General features: G+C 51.7%; 11 protein-coding genes. 10 read left to right on the top strand and 1 reads right to left on the bottom strand.

The annotated features are described in order from the left end of the window. Window position 1 precedes the first annotated feature (1 nt). The 7 genes from KJZ99_01510 (at window position 2) to guaB (ending at window position 9,030) form a co-directional block, all read left to right on the top strand. Window positions 2–1,702, top strand: a complete 1,701-nt coding sequence (locus KJZ99_01510; protein ID MCL4304572.1) for a short-chain dehydrogenase — start codon at window positions 2–4, stop codon at window positions 1,700–1,702. Next, a complete protein-coding gene (gene cmk / locus KJZ99_01505; GenBank protein MCL4304571.1) occupies window positions 1,699–2,397 on the top strand; it encodes a (d)CMP kinase in 699 nt (232 codons plus the stop codon). The genes KJZ99_01510 and cmk overlap by 4 nt, the downstream gene beginning before the upstream one ends. A 6-nt stretch (window positions 2,398–2,403) precedes the next feature. Continuing rightward, entirely contained in the window at window positions 2,404–3,084 is a 681-nt protein-coding gene (locus KJZ99_01500; protein ID MCL4304570.1) for a 1-acyl-sn-glycerol-3-phosphate acyltransferase, read from the top strand. A 190-nt stretch (window positions 3,085–3,274) separates the two neighbouring features. Continuing rightward, window positions 3,275–4,954 (top strand): 30S ribosomal protein S1, encoded by a 1,680-nt coding sequence (rpsA, locus tag KJZ99_01495; GenBank protein ID MCL4304569.1) that lies wholly within the window; start codon window positions 3,275–3,277, stop codon window positions 4,952–4,954. Continuing rightward, window positions 4,954–6,252, top strand: a complete 1,299-nt coding sequence (gene mtaB / locus KJZ99_01490; protein MCL4304568.1) for a tRNA (N(6)-L-threonylcarbamoyladenosine(37)-C(2))-methylthiotransferase MtaB — start codon at window positions 4,954–4,956, stop codon at window positions 6,250–6,252. The genes rpsA and mtaB overlap by 1 nt, the downstream gene beginning before the upstream one ends. A 43-nt stretch (window positions 6,253–6,295) precedes the next feature. Further along, window positions 6,296–7,432: a M20/M25/M40 family metallo-hydrolase gene (locus KJZ99_01485; GenBank protein MCL4304567.1), complete on the top strand. Its 1,137-nt coding sequence runs from the start codon at window positions 6,296–6,298 to the stop codon at window positions 7,430–7,432. A 122-nt stretch (window positions 7,433–7,554) separates the two neighbouring features. Then, complete coding sequence (gene guaB / locus KJZ99_01480) at window positions 7,555–9,030, top strand: IMP dehydrogenase (protein MCL4304566.1); 1,476 nt, start codon at window positions 7,555–7,557, stop codon at window positions 9,028–9,030. Between the two features lie 97 nt (window positions 9,031–9,127). Here the strand turns inward: guaB and rpsT are convergent, their stop codons facing one another. After that, a complete protein-coding gene (rpsT, locus tag KJZ99_01475) occupies window positions 9,128–9,385 on the bottom strand; it encodes a 30S ribosomal protein S20 (protein MCL4304565.1) in 258 nt (85 codons plus the stop codon). Between the two features lie 156 nt (window positions 9,386–9,541). On the opposite strand from rpsT, the gene KJZ99_01470 reads away from it, so the two are divergent. The 3 genes from KJZ99_01470 to KJZ99_01460 are packed head-to-tail and all read left to right on the top strand — an operon-like array spanning window position 9,542 to window position 13,328. After that, window positions 9,542–10,270, top strand: coding sequence for an NAD-dependent deacylase (locus KJZ99_01470; protein MCL4304564.1), 729 nt, complete (start codon window positions 9,542–9,544; stop codon window positions 10,268–10,270). Beyond that, the gene (locus KJZ99_01465; protein ID MCL4304563.1) at window positions 10,267–12,516 is read left to right on the top strand and encodes a tetratricopeptide repeat protein; all 2,250 of its coding nucleotides are present in this window, start codon (window positions 10,267–10,269) and stop codon (window positions 12,514–12,516) included. The genes KJZ99_01470 and KJZ99_01465 overlap by 4 nt, the downstream gene beginning before the upstream one ends. Beyond that, window positions 12,516–13,328: a phosphatidate cytidylyltransferase gene (locus tag KJZ99_01460; GenBank protein MCL4304562.1), complete on the top strand. Its 813-nt coding sequence runs from the start codon at window positions 12,516–12,518 to the stop codon at window positions 13,326–13,328. Before KJZ99_01465 ends, KJZ99_01460 begins: the two co-directional genes overlap by 1 nt. The last annotated feature ends 63 nt before the right edge of the window (window positions 13,329–13,391 follow it).

Genomic DNA, 13,391 nt, shown 5'->3' with positions numbered 1-13,391 from the left:
CATGAATATTAAGGGAAGCAGAATCCTTGTACTGGGAGGTTGGGGCCTTGTGGGTGTTGCCGTGTGCAAGCAGTTACTTGAAAAGAAACCCTCCCACCTAATAGTATTGTCGCTGCGCCAAGAAGAGGCGCTTGATGCAGTTCGCGAATTGGATCCACACAAAGGTAGCACCGAGATCATCGCTGAGTGGGGCGACATTTTTCTGCCTGCAAGCCTGAAAGACAAGGCGCGGGCGCAGATTCTAGGTGATGTCTCTTTGCGACGAATGTTCCTTGATGGAGTTTTCGAAAAGCCAAATCGTGAGCGCTTGCATTCGTTCTTTCTCTATCAGCTCATTGAGAAGCACAAGCCGGATTTGATCATTGATAGCGTAAATTCAGCAACGGGTTTGGCATATCAAGACTCCTACACGGCTTACTATGATGTTAGAAAAGCTCTCGATAGCGAAGATGGCGATTCATCCGGCGTTTCACTTGAAGAGCGTGTGGAAAGACTTGCCAGCACGATTAGTTTGCCGCAGCTGATTCGACACTTGCAGGTGCTAAACGAAGCATGCCGGACTAATAACGTCCGAATGTACCTGAAGATCGGAACCACAGGTACAGGTGGAATGGGGCTCAATATCCCTTACACACATTCGGAGGACCGCCCTTCGGGACAGCTCCTTAGCAAGTCTTCTATCGCCGGTGCGCACAGCCTGCTGCTTTTCCTCATGGGAAGAACTCCTGGTTCGCCGTACGTCAAAGAGATCAAGCCTGCTGCGGTAATCGCTTGGAAGAAGATATCGCATGGTGAGATAAGGCGCGGTGGAAAACCAATCCCGTTGTTCGACTGTGACCCAGGTGCGGCCTATCAGTTATCTTCTGTATTCAAGCGCGTCGATGATTCTTGTGGTTCGCCTCTTGGCGAGAATATGAAGTCGGTCTACATCGATACCGGTGAGAACGGGATATTTTCCACGGAAGAATTCTTCACGATCACTGCCGCGGATCAGATGGAATTCGTAACTCCCGAAGAGATTGCGCATTCGGTTGTCACCGAGATCGAAGGTGGCAATAGTGGTTTTGATGTGGTCGGAGCACTTGACTCCGTAGTTATGGGACCCACTTACCGAGCGGGAATTCTGCGCAAGGCTGCTCTGGACGAAATGGTCAGACTTGAGAAAGAAACGGGCCATCGAAGCATTGCATTCGAGATGCTCGGCCCACCACACCTTTCGAAGCTTCTGTACGAGGCATACTTGATCTGGCTTGCTTATCCGCATGTATCCGACTTCTGTAAGCAATCGCATGATCGCTGCTCTGAAGCGTTATTGCAAATCGTGAAGTCAAATACGCATTTGCGAGCGACAATTCTTTCAATTGGTGTGCCTATACTCCTTCCTGACGGTGAGAGAATCTTGCGTGGGCCGGAGGTTAAGATTCCTCCTTACGCAGGCTCAAACGAGTTTTCGGTTGATCAAGAGAGCCTGAATGAATGGGTGAAGAAGGGCTGGGTTGACTTGAGGCCAGAAAATATGGCATTATGGCAGCGTCGCATAGAGAAGCATCTGCAATTTGATGAGGAATCAAGCAGGAGTGATTCTTCCTCAGGGTATCCCTGGGACAGCCGGTTCGAAGGTGAGAGCGACACGCACTTTGTCGGAAAGATCGTGACCCGCATTTTCATTGATGAAGAGAATGGTGGACGCATCAAAGGATGAACGATGTGTCAAAGTCACTCGTCGTGGCGATTGACGGCCCGGCAAGTAGCGGAAAGTCTACAACTGCGAAGTTGGTTGCTCAGAGACTTGGGTTCATGTACCTGGACACTGGGGCTATGTATCGAGCTGTCGCGCTCAAAATATATCGGAGTGGTATAGAGCTAACCGATCGCAAAGCCCTTCAGGAGCTTCTGGAGCATACTGTTGTTGAGCAGGTTTCTAACTCGGAGGGTGTGCATTTTCTGCTTGATGGCGAGGATGTGTCTGATGACATCAGGACACCTGAGATTTCACTTTGGGTCGGCCCAGTCTCCGAACATGCCTTGATTCGCGAGAAGCTTGTCGCATGGCAGCGCGAGATTGGCAAACGCGGCGGCATAGTTGCGGATGGGCGTGACATTGGTACAGTTGTGTTTCCTGATGCGGGTGTAAAAGTGTACTTGAGCGCAGACCCCCACGTGCGTGCCTTGCGTCGACAAAAAGAGTTGACAGCGCGCGGCATAGTACAGTCTGTCGAAGAAGTTGAGCAAGCGCTGGTAGCGCGAGATCAACGTGACTCGTCGCGAGAACATAGCCCATTGAGAAAGGCAAGCGACGCAGTAGAGATTGACACGACACATCTTACTATTGGTGACCAAGTTGATCGTGTATTGGCACTCGTGAAGAAGCACGGAACCATTGCGACTGCCAAGTAGTAAGGTATGCGACTGTTCTACGCAACGGTTTCCCTGTTTTCTCGCTGTATGTTTAAAGCCCTGTTCGGCGTGCGCGTTACAGGCATGGATCGCCTGCCAAAGACTGGTCCGTTACTGATCTGTTCAAACCACAGGTCTAATCTTGACCCGCCGCTATTAGGGGGGTTCCTAAAGAGGGAGGTGCACTTCTTTGCGAAAGCCGAACTTTTTAGGAATAGGTTGGCAGGAAGACTCTTGCGCAAGCTGAACGCGTTTCCCGTCAGGCGCGGCCAGTTGGACAAGTCCGCCATGTCTGCATGTATGAAGATTCTCGGCCGCAGTAACGCGCTGGTGTTTTTCCCCGAAGGGACGCGGGCACCCGCTGACGGTTTTCTTGTGCCCAAGTTCGGCGTTGGTTGGATCCTGCGAAAGACACGTGCTGATGTCTTGCCAATCTACCTGCATGGGACTGCTAATGCCAAACTTTTTAGGTTTCCGCGTCCACAGCTCGAAATAGTGATTGGTGAAACAATTCCGGCTGAAGTTTTGATTAGTGATTCACCTGATGACAAGTCCGGATATCAGACTATTGCAAATCGAATACTCGAAGCGATACGATCAACTTCACGATTTGCAACTCTGTCTCGGATCGATTATCACGGCAACATATTTGACCGCGACGTAATTGATGATGAGCGACTTCGATAACCTCAATTTCTGAGGCTTTATACATCCAAACCCCGTTTCCCCGCGGGCATAAATAAAGGGGGGAAAGGTCTAAATGAGTGAATTTAACCCAACCACTGCAGTCGAAGAAACGGCACCTGCCTATCAGGATGATGTTCTCTTCAAGGGCAGGAAAGTCAAACGTGAAGATCTGCCTGAGGAAAGGCAGAAAATGACGCAGGAAGCGCAAGACCTCGCAAATCTATACGCCAAGCTCGTGATGGAGTATCGCGAGGGCGAGATTGTACAAGGTAAAATTGTCTCGATCACCGATAAGGAAGTCTCGATTGATATCGGCTTCAAGTCGGAAGGCACAGTCGCGCGCGACGAGTTCACAAACATGGTGGACGTGAAGATCGGCGATGATGTCGAGGTATTTCTTGATCGCGTAGAAGATCATAGTGGTCAGCTTTCCTTGTCAAAGCGTAAAGCCGACTTCATGAAGACCTGGGAACGAATCCAGAAGATTTTCGATGACGCAGAGATCGTTCAAGGCACAATCATGCGGAGAATTAAGGGCGGATTCGTTGTCAACATTATGACGGTAGAGGCGTTTCTGCCCGGTTCTCAAATTGATGTTCATCCTGTCCGCGACTTCGATGCGCTGGTTGGCAAGGAAATGGACTTCAGAATTGTGAAGTTGAATGATGCGCGTAAGAACATTGTGGTTTCGCGAAAGGTCATTATTGAAGAAGGCCTCAAGGGCGTTCGTGAGAAGATCCTCTCGGAACTGCAGGTAGGCGACATCATGGAGGGAACCGCAAAGAACATCACCGATTTCGGTGTCTTTGTTGATTTGGGTGGTGTGGACGGATTGCTGCATATCACTGATATCTCGTGGGGCAGAGTGAGTCATCCTTCCGAAGTTGTGCAACTTGATCAGAAGCTCACAGTAAAGGTCCTCGACTACGATCGGGAGCGACAGAGAATCTCGGTCGGTTTGAAGCAGCTGCAGCAGCATCCCTGGGATGGTGTGGATGAGAAATATCCGGTTGGTGCAAAGGTTCGAGGAAGAGTTGTCTCGATCGCACGATACGGCGCGTTTGTTGAGATTGAAAAGGGACTTGAAGGACTGGTTCACATATCGGAAATGAGTTGGACTCAGCACGTCAAGCACCCTTCCGCCATGCTGTCCGTTGGCGATGAAGTCGAGGTTGTGATTCTTAATATCGATAAAGAGGGTCGCAAGATTTCGCTGGGCATGAAGCAGGTGGAGCCAGATCCCTGGGAGAACCTCGAGACGAAGTATGCGCCAGGTTCGCGGCATACCGGTAAAGTTCGGGATCTTGTGCCGTTTGGTGCCTTTGTTGAGTTGGAAGACGGCATTGACGGTCTTGTGCACATTTCTGACTTGTCTTGGACAAAGCGCGTTCGGCATCCCGGTGAAATCCTTCAGAAAAGTGAAGAAGTCGAAGTCATCGTACTCGGCTTCGATCGAAATGAAAGGCGTATCGCACTTGGATTGAAACAGGCCCAATCTAATCCATGGGATGAGTTTGAGTCGCTCTATTCCGTTGGGTCGCAAACTACCGGTAAGGTATCGCGAGTCATGGATAAGGGTGTGATTGTCGAACTGCCGCGCGAGGTGGAAGGATTTGTGCCCGCAAGCCAGCTCAAGCGTATTACAAAAGGTGGAAAGCAGTCTGTTTCAGTAGGTGACGAGATTGCCCTTGAGGTGATTGAGTTTGATCGTGAGAATAAGAAGATCATTCTCGCGGCACAGGCACCTGATGGAGCCGATGATGAGCTTGATCAGGAAACTCGCGAGAAGTACATTGTCGGTGAAGGTGACATTCCGGGAATCGATGACACTTCAGCAAGCGACCCCGAGACTCCGACCGTGACCGAGTAATGAGCTCTCAGTCGAAGGAGTCTTTGCGTGTGTTTGTTCAGACGATGGGCTGTAAGCTGAATCAGTACGATAGTGAGATGATATTGACTCAGTTTCGCTCGAACGGATACGTCGAGTCCTCCTCGGTGCGAGACGCTGATCTGATTGTGATCAACACGTGCGCGGTGACTGAAATTGCTGAACGAAAGGGCCGTGCGGCTGTCCGCGCGGCCCTTCGCTCCAATCAGCGCGCACAGGTCATCGCGACGGGCTGCATGGCGGAGCGGGCTCCGAATGAGTTACTATTGGCCGGGGCTCAGAAGATTTTAGGCAATAGAGAGAAAGAGAGTCTTTTCGGTTACCTTGGGAATTCCGAGCCTGTTAATGTCGGCGGAGTCAACGACAATGCGGCATGGAGCGATGGGACAGTAGTACGCGGACTGCAGGGTCGCGTCAGAGCTTTCCTGAAGGTACAGGACGGTTGCTCTCAGTTCTGCACATATTGCATTATTCCGGCATTGCGTGGAAAAGGTAGAAGCCTTGCCATTGATGACGCGGTAGAGCGCACGCGCGAACTGGTCGACTTCGGTGTGAAGGAGATCGTGCTGACTGGCGTTGCGCTGGGAACATACGGCTTTGATACTGGCAGCGAGGACAGGTTGCCAGACCTGATTGCCGCAATCTCTGCCGTGCCGGGACTGACAAGGCTTCGGCTGGGCAGTGTGGAACCGTGGGCTGTTTCGGAACGTTTCTTGAGTGTCGTTGCCGAGTCAGACGTTGTCTGCCCACATTTGCATCTGCCGTTTCAGACTGGGACTGATCAACTCCTGCGACGAATGAATCGCCGTTACTCTGTTTCTCACCTGAAGTGGATTTTTGATCGTGCATTTAAGTTACGTGACGACTGGGGGATTGGGGCGGACGTAATTGTGGGTTTTCCGGGCGAGACTGAGGCTCTTTACAGAGAAACTAAGGCCTTTCTGGCAGAACACCCCGTATCGTATTTACATGTGTTTCCATACTCTGTCAGACCAGGAACCCCGGCGGCTAAGTTGGCTGACAAAGTCAGCGATGAAGAAGTGAGTGTGCGAGCCGGTGAATTACGCGAGCTGTCGCGTCAATTACGCAGCGCCTTTCATTTGCGCCATGTCGGGTCGCTGGTAGAGGTTATTGTTGAAAACCGCGGCAATAACTCACATTTGTACGGGCATGCCCGCAACTATTCCGATGTAGCAGTTCCGCGCACTATGGCAAAGCCGGGTGATCTGTTGGCACTTACAGTCGATAGTGCTGATCAAGACTTTGTTTACTGTAACTAAGTGGTTTATTATTATGGCTATTCCAAGCGTAAATCGGCAACGTATGATCGATCTGTTTTTCAGCCTTGTTCAGATCGATAGCCCTTCCAAGAAGGAAGTAGATGTCGCTCTTTTCATCGAAAAGCTGCTCGCTGGTACAGGTGCGAAAGTGTGGCAGGATGATGCGGGCGAGAAGATTGGTGGAAATTGTGGTAACCTGCATATTCGGATCCCTGCGCGCAAGTCCGGTTCCGGTGCGGTGCTGTTCTCCGCACATATGGACACCGTGATGCCGGGACTGGGGATCAAGCCTCGCCTTGACGGCAATGTAATCCGCTCAGACGGTACGACGGTCCTTGGGGCCGATGACAAAGCTGGTGTTACAGCGATTCTTGAAATGCTTCAGTGTATTCATGAGTCGGAAATGCCGCATGGTCCCATTGAAGTAATTTTTGATGTTGCGGAGGAAATTGGTCTGATGGGGGCAAATGTTGTCGATCTTTCTCAAGTTGAGGCGAAGTTTGCTATCGTGCTCGACGGGGAGGAAATGGACCAGATCATTTACAAGTCGCCCAGCGCGAACCGCATGCTCTATGAGATCGAGGGAATTGCCGCACATGCCGGAATGCGTCCGGAGAATGGGATATCCGCGATAGAAGTGTTTGCAGAGGCAGTTTCAAACATGAAACTTGGCCGCTTGGACGAGGAGACAACGGCGAACATTGGGACAGTTGAATCTGGGCGAGCTACGAATATTGTCGCAGACCACTTAACAGCTCGCGCAGAGGTTCGCAGCCATTCAGTGGAGAAGCTCGAAGCGCAAACTAAGGCGATGAGTGAGGCTTTCAACAGAGCAGTCGCAAAGTTCGAGCGCATGATTGACGGCCAGCTAAGGCGTGCGGTGTTCAAGGAGTCGATAAAGCGTGAGTTCAAAGCAATGCACGTACCTACCGACTCAATACCGTTTCAGATCGTGTCCGAAGCAGGCCATACATTGGGGTTGGACATGAAGCCGCTGGCAATTGGGGGTGGGACGAATGCAAATGTGTACAACGAGAAAGGCTTGCCTGCTGTTGTCATCGGATGCGGTATGAAGGAAGAACATACAACAAGTGAGCACGTGCTGGTTGATGACTTGGTGAAAGCTGCACAGCTGTGCCTTGCCATCTTACAGAAAAATCATGAGCGAAGTCTATCTTAGCACTTTGATCGGAGTCCTTACTCTCAACGCGACCGTTCGGTCTTCGACGACCTCTGCCACTTAAAGGCGGGGGTTTCGTTTTTGAATCTTGGTCACTTTAACCCTACGGAAGAATTATGACTATGCAGTTTGGCCGCATCGTTGGTATCGGCCTGACCTATGACGACGTTCTGCTCATCCCTGCTGAATCTACGGTGCTTCCTTCAGAAGTTGATGTAAGCACTCAGTTTAGCAGGAATATTCGTTTGAGAATTCCTCTGGTTTCAGCTGCGATGGATACGGTTTCGGAAGCCGAGCTTTGTATTGCACTGGCCCGCCAGGGTGGAATTGGCGTGATCCATAAGAACATGCCTCCGGAAGATCAGGCGGTGGAAGTGGACCGCGTGAAACGAAGTGAATCGGCCGTGATTTTTGAACCGTACACGCTACCTCCTACTGCGACGCTGGCGGATGCCCATGCGTTACAGCGCGCCAAAGGTGTCAGTGGTATTCCAATTGTAAGCGCCGACAAGACTCTGGAGGGCATCATTACCGACCGAGACATGCGATTCGAAACTGATTTGACCATGCCTGTGACAAAGTTGATGACTCCGCGGGAAAGACTGGTCACAGCCCCCGTAAAAACGGATCTTGGTACTGCGGAGCAGGTTCTTCAGAAGCACCGAATTGAGAAACTGTTATTGCTGAACGAATCCGGAAAACTCGCAGGCTTAGTTACTGTCAAGGATATTCAGAAGCGAAGTCAGTTTCCCAATGCTTGCAAGGATGGGGAGGGGCGGTTGCGAGTTGCGGCGGCAGTGGGTATCGGCAGCGATGCTCAGGTCCGGGCAGAGCTGCTTGTCAAGGCTGGTGTAGATGCTCTCGTCGTTGACTCGGCGCATGGTCACTCCCGGAACGTCTTGAGCACGGTTGAGAAGCTTCGTGGCCAGTTTCCGACAGTGGACATAGTAGCGGGAAACATCGTTACAGGGGAGGGGGCAAAAGCGCTCGTCTCCGCCGGGGCTGACGCGGTCAAAGTAGGCGTGGGTCCCGGTTCAATTTGCACCACACGGGTGGTTGCAGGGGTAGGCGTGCCGCAGGTTACGGCTGTGATGTGGGTTGTAGGAGCCGTGCTGGAGGAGGGGATACCTGTGATTGCTGATGGGGGTATCAGATACTCGGGAGACATTGCAAAGGCGCTGGCAGCAGGGGCCTCTTCGGTGATGATTGGGAGCCTATTTGCTGGAACTGAAGAAAGCCCTGGTGAAACAGTCCTCGTGGAAGGACGTAGCTACAAGCTGTTCAGGGGGATGGGTTCGATTGGAGCGATGAAAAAGGGATCAGCAGACCGCTATTTCCAAGCTGCATCCCAAGCGAGCGGCAAGTTTGTGCCTGAGGGGATTGAAGGCAAAGTTCCGTACAAAGGCAAGTTAGCCGATACGGTCTTTCAGTTGGTAGGCGGAATCAGGGCTTCGATGGGATATTGCGGGGTCAGCACAATTGCTGAAATGCAGTCTAAACCAAGGTTTATCGAGGCGACGTCAGCGGGCTATCTCGAGAGTCATCCGCACGATGTTTCGATCGTGCAAGAGGCCCCGAATTACTCGAGGCCCAAGTAAGCTTGACATGGAGACAAAAAAGAGCCGGTGAAATTGCTGTGGCAGGAGGGGGACGATTGCCACGAGCTCACCGGCTCGGCGGGGGGCGATTTAAGTTTCAGGAATTCAACGAATTAGCGTGACGCGCAAGGCGAGCCTTGCGGCGTGCTGCAGTTCGACGGTGAAGAATCCCTTTGGACGTCAAACGATCCAGAACCTCATAGGCATTCTTGAGCTGTTCATTCGCGTTGACTTTGTCGTTGGTCAGTAAAACACGCTTTTCAGCCGTACGGCCTCGGGAGCGATCCCTGCGGTTTCGCTCATTGGCCTTTGCGGCTGTTCGCATCCGCTTTTCGCATGACTTGTGTTGTGGCATTCTGTCGAAAAAATCTTATCTTGTTGATATTGCTATTACAAGCCGCATAGCGGCACCCTCAAGAACCCTTCGGTCCCTGAAGTGCCGCAATATAAACAAGACTCAACTGAAAGTCAAGTGAACGATTTCGTGCTCCCACAAGAACTCCTGAGCGAATTGGCCGGAAAACGGAATATTGCCGTTCTGACAGGCGCGGGGATTTCAGCAGAGTCGGGTTTGGGGACATTTCGAGGAAAGGAAGGCATCTGGAACAAGATGCGACCGGAGGAGTTGGCCAGTATGGAGGGCTTTATGGCGAACCCCGAGCTCGTGTGGGAGTGGTACAACTACAGGCGCAGCGTTCTGGCTGAAGCCAAGCCAAATCCGGCGCATCATGCTCTGGCAAAGTGGGAGTCAGCGTGCCCTAAGTTCACTCTAATTACGCAGAACGTTGATGGGTTGCATCAAATGGCAGGGAGTAAGAGTGTTCTTGAGCTCCATGGAAGCATCAAAATTAATCGCTGCCTTAGCTGTGCGCAGGAGTCCGGCGATGAACCTGTCCGATATGAGGGCAAGATTCCGTGCTGCTCTTGTGGAGGAAAACTCAGACCCGGGGTAGTGTGGTTTGGAGAAATGCTGCCAGAGGCCGTGCTAACTCATGCATTTCGAGCCAGCACAGAGTGTGACTTGTTCATTGCTGTTGGTACTTCAGCCGTGGTCTATCCCGCCGCCTCACTGCCTGAAATGGCTTTCGAGAGCGGTGCACTAACGATCGAAGTTAATCTCGAACATACCCCGTTTACCGAATCAGCACATTTCCACCTTTCAGCACAAGCGGGTCTTGCCGTACCTGCCTTGTATCATGCCTGGTCACATTGTAACATGACTGCATCGAACGACATATGAAGAGAGTCTCTTCGAAATCCTTGACGCGTGCTTTCCTTCTCGCTTTCCTGATTGTTTTAGGCTCTGGATGCGCGTACTACAACACCTTTTATAACGTTAAGCAGGATTTTCGTGCTGCGGAGCGGCAGACAAAGCGTAGCGCACAAGGTGCTGTGCAAGAGTCTCAGGGCGGACAACCGAACCGTCCCGGTCAACCGCAGCAAGGAAATGTTCCTGTGCAGCAATATCAGCAGGTTATACAGTCCTGTGGCAAGCTCCTGGAGTTTTATCCGAAGAGCCGCTGGGTAGACGATGCGCTGATGGTAATGGGTGTATCCTATTACCGCCTTCAAGAGTTTTCCCGTGCGGAACGGAAGTTCACAGAACTTGTGACGATTTTCCCTAAGAGCAAGCATGTTGAGTCTGCCACGATATGGCGCGCAAAAGCACTCGTCGCACAAAATATGCTCGAAGAGGCTGAACGTGTCTTAAGGCGTGAAGAGAGCACACTAACTTCACCGGATGCAAAGGCCGGTGCAAGCAGGACTTTGGCCGAAATCTATGATGCGAGAGGGAATCCGGAGGAGGCGGCCAAGTACTTGGAACAAATCAGCAAGATCTCATATAGTAGAGATGATAAGGCGACTGACAACTTACGGCTCGGTCGATCGTACCTCGCAATGGGCGAAAAGGAAAGGGCGCGAAATGCGCTTCTTCGCTGTCTTGAACTAACTCGGTCTACTGAAGAAGCTTTTCAATCTCGCAAACTCCTCGCTCTCATTGCATCCGAGGAAGGTAATTATCCGCAGGCCGTAAGCTATCTGCTTCCCCTGCGAACCGACCGCAGATTCCTCGACCGCTCCGGCGAGGTTGAGGTGGAGCTTGCGCGAGTGGAAGCGAGGTGTGGCGACCCGACGCTCGCACTGCGAATGCTTGAGAATTTCGGGGTCACGAGCTCGCCCGGAAACAGCAAAGCGCAAGCGTACTATCTGCAAGGAGAAGTCGCTCGCGATAAACTTGGTGACTTTCAATTAGCGAAGGCAAAGTTCGATAGCGTCACGACCGCGGGAGGCTTACGAGAACTCCAAGATTCTGCGCGGCAAGCTGCAAGAAGGCTTGAGTCCGGTCTCACGGCTTTGAACCAGATTCCTATCTTGACAGATAGTCTGGCATATTACAAGGACAATCAACCAGCATTGGAAATGGAGACTGACCAAGGAGTTGTCAGAGAGGATACTGTTCGCATTGAACGTCAGCAAGACCTTTTAGTAGATTCTGATTCTTTCGGGGAAGATAGTTCTCAAAAGGTTCTTCAGGACACGGCTAACGTCAGCACGTTGGATACGGCTCGCGCCGTCGCACTCACTCCGGCCGAGCTGATTGCGGACTCAATAATGCGTGCGCTCTTCCAAAGAGACTCCCTCAGAAAGAGAGAAGAGGCGGCCCGCGACTCTCTTCAGCCTGCAGAAGATGAGGATGTGCGCATCGGCGAAGGCGAAGTGCAAGCAACTCCTCAATCTGGACCCAATAACGTCGACCTTTATTGGATGAGAAGGCGCGGTGTCAGCAGACGTCTTGTTACGGCACATTTGGAAGCTGCGTCGTTCTTCGAGACCGTAGCAAGGAATGCTGACAGCTCTTACCGTCATCTTGAAGCAGCGGCAGCGGTACCTGATTCGTCAATTGAACATTGGCGGGCGGTTCTTCAATATGCCTTTGTACTTCAGAAATCGCAAGTGGACTCAGCTCGACTTAGAGGCGAATCGCTCCTCAGAGAAGTTTCAGAGAGTGAAGAAGTACCTATCGATCTCCGAAACATCGCACGAGCCAAACTGAACCTGCCTAACTTTCCGGTTGAGGAGTCCGAGCAAGCAAAAGCGCTTCGAAATGCCGAGGCGATGTTATTGGGCGGTGCGGATGCGGTAGAGGTTATCGCGGCATACCGTCAGACCTTGTCGTTTGACAGTGCAAGTTTGGAAGGCTCGAGGGCCTTGCATGCGATTGCGTACCTGCAGGAGTACAAGCTTGGCGACTTTGAATCGGCGAGGAAGACTCATCAGGCAATCGTTGATGTATTTCCGGACTCCTCGTTTACAGAGATGTCCAGAAAGAGGTTGGCAGAACCGGACAGCAATTCGATATTTCTGGTTCCAGAAGAAGAGCTGCAGGTGAGTTTTCAGCCGGTGTTCGATCTGCTTACTTCAGAGTCTGATTCGACAGGCTGGCCTCCTGATATCGGGACACTACGCGGGCGGCGTTTCAAATAGTGTCCAATCTCAAAATCAGATTAATCTCGGCTGCGATTGGAATTCCACTGCTCCTTTATTCGGCAGCGACTGGAGGAGTATGGTTGTTAGTAGTCATTATTGGGATCCAGTGCTTGCTTCTGAGCGAGTGGAGGATCTTCGCTGCTGCGATGAACGTGCGGCTTGGAGTGCAATACCTGGCCGTGATTCTACTGGGAGTTGACTTACTTGTGATGAAACACGGCAATCCGGTCATTCTTGGTGCCACCATCACAGCACTTTACGTCTGGATCCTTACTTCCGTGTTCAGTCGAGCGCGCGCTCCACTCATCCAGCTTGGTCTGGGCGCATTGTTCTTGGTCTATGCCGCGGCTCCATTATCGATGTGGATCCTGATTCATGAGATTTCGAGCCCGCTTCGGCATGGTCCATTAGGTGCACTTGGAATTCTGTTTGTTGCGACGTGGATTTGTGACTCATCTGCTTACTTTACTGGGCGGTCGTTTGGAAGAAACAAGTTGTTTCCGGAGGCTAGCCCAAACAAGACTGTCGAGGGTGCGGTCGGCGGTTTGCTTGCTGCCGCGCTTCTCTTGCCGTGTTTGTACTTGTTGGGCCTTGCGGAACCAGATCCACTTGATTACCTCATACTACCGGTATTAGTTGGAGTAGCCGGCCAGATGGGTGACTTGATCGAGTCCCTGATGAAGCGAGAAGTGCAAATCAAGGATGTTTCAAACCTGATTCCGGGTCACGGCGGATTCCTCGACCGCTTTGATTCGCTGCTGTTGTCCACACCACTCTATCTCGTATTTCTTTACGCCACCAAACTGTGACAAACTCGACTAGTCAGGAATTCCCCGCTCCCGCAAGAGTCGCACCTTCTTATGCTGGGGCCG

Source organism: bacterium (assembly GCA_023382385.1).
Taxonomy (GTDB): Bacteria; Electryoneota; RPQS01; order RPQS01; family RPQS01; genus JABWCQ01.
The sequence above is the reverse complement of the archived record's forward strand: the minus strand, read 5'-3'. Positions and strand labels throughout refer to the sequence as shown.

Coding starts and splice junctions, on each gene's coding strand:
- KJZ99_01465 (MCL4304563.1), top strand. CDS start 10,267: ATGAAGAGAGTCTCTTCGAAATCCTTGACGCGTGCTTTCCTTCTCGCT.
- cmk (MCL4304571.1), top strand. CDS start 1,699: ATGAACGATGTGTCAAAGTCACTCGTCGTGGCGATTGACGGCCCGGCA.
- mtaB (MCL4304568.1), top strand. CDS start 4,954: ATGAGCTCTCAGTCGAAGGAGTCTTTGCGTGTGTTTGTTCAGACGATG.
- KJZ99_01510 (MCL4304572.1), top strand. CDS start 2: ATGAATATTAAGGGAAGCAGAATCCTTGTACTGGGAGGTTGGGGCCTT.
- rpsT (MCL4304565.1), bottom strand. CDS start 9,385: ATGCCACAACACAAGTCATGCGAAAAGCGGATGCGAACAGCCGCAAAG.
- KJZ99_01500 (MCL4304570.1), top strand. CDS start 2,404: ATGCGACTGTTCTACGCAACGGTTTCCCTGTTTTCTCGCTGTATGTTT.
- rpsA (MCL4304569.1), top strand. CDS start 3,275: ATGACGCAGGAAGCGCAAGACCTCGCAAATCTATACGCCAAGCTCGTG.
- guaB (MCL4304566.1), top strand. CDS start 7,555: ATGCAGTTTGGCCGCATCGTTGGTATCGGCCTGACCTATGACGACGTT.
- KJZ99_01485 (MCL4304567.1), top strand. CDS start 6,296: ATGATCGATCTGTTTTTCAGCCTTGTTCAGATCGATAGCCCTTCCAAG.